The sequence below is a fragment of the Billgrantia kenyensis genome, from assembly GCF_013697085.1.
GTDB lineage: Bacteria > Pseudomonadota > Gammaproteobacteria > Pseudomonadales > Halomonadaceae > Halomonas > Halomonas kenyensis.
Genome location: NZ_JACEFT010000086.1, coordinates 1 through 970 on the forward strand (window position 1 = coordinate 1; position 970 = coordinate 970).

1 protein-coding gene is annotated in these 970 nt (G+C 42.7%); it reads left to right on the forward strand.

Translation table 11 applies throughout. The features are described 5' to 3' along the window. Window positions 1-143 precede the first annotated feature (143 nt). Window positions 144-926, forward strand: a complete 783-nt coding sequence (locus tag H1D44_RS21130) for a DUF4435 domain-containing protein (protein WP_338073579.1) — start codon at window positions 144-146, stop codon at window positions 924-926. Window positions 927-970: the final 44 nt, after the last annotated feature.

Consider the following 970-nt stretch of genomic DNA (forward strand, 5'->3'; position numbering starts at 1 on the left):
GCGGCGATGAAAGAATGGCAGACCAAGCGGCCTGAATTATTTTCCAAACGGGTAGTCAATCACACGGGACCCGACAACTAGATGTTGAGAACAGTGAAAGCGAACTCCGTGATATCGGGCTTAGCACAATTTTCGAAAAGGTTATATTTGTCGAAGGAAGCGGCGATCAAGCCGTACTTGAGTATTACCTAAGAGATAAGAATGTAGAAATCAAGCCACTTAAAGGCTCCAATGAAGTTGTAGCTGCATTTGAAAAAATCTCCAATATATCTCGATACATTCATGGCTCCAAATTTGTCTTCCTTGTGGACTCTGACAACAAGCCAGAAGGCATTTTTGAAAATTTACGAGCGCTCAACCCTGACTTCTATGACTCTCACTTCATTCGTCTACCGTGCCACGAAATAGAAAATCTTTTCTTGGATGAAAAGCTATTCAAAAAAACAATAGACAAATATTTGCGAGTTCAAGGCAATGAAGCCTCATCTCCATCCGAGGCCAGCATAAGAAAGTACATAGTTGAAAAAGCAAGGGAGTCCCTTCCCAAGGTTTATAAGAAAGAATGTTCACTTCTAATGCAGCGAGTTGTCGAAAGATTTTTCGCCCCTTGCATATGGGGAAACAAAGACTTTGATTGGAGCACAGCCGAGTCAGTGGAGAGACAACTGACAAGCGAAGTATTCACTGAGGACAATACTGAAAATTTGTTTCACTTGCTTTCATCTGAGGCAAGACAGGTCTATAACAATTATGAAAATATCAATGAAGACACACTCCTTTCTAAGTGCGATGGAAAACAGGTGCTCGGAAAGTGCATATGGTATTACTCTCACAAAGCAGGCGTACAGGCCTCTGCTTTTAGAAACGCCCTATACAACCATGCTTATTCTAACAGGGCGGTCTCAATGACCAAGTGCAACACCTGACCCATCAGGTATCGTGTTGCCATGCCTCATTGCTATCGCCACCT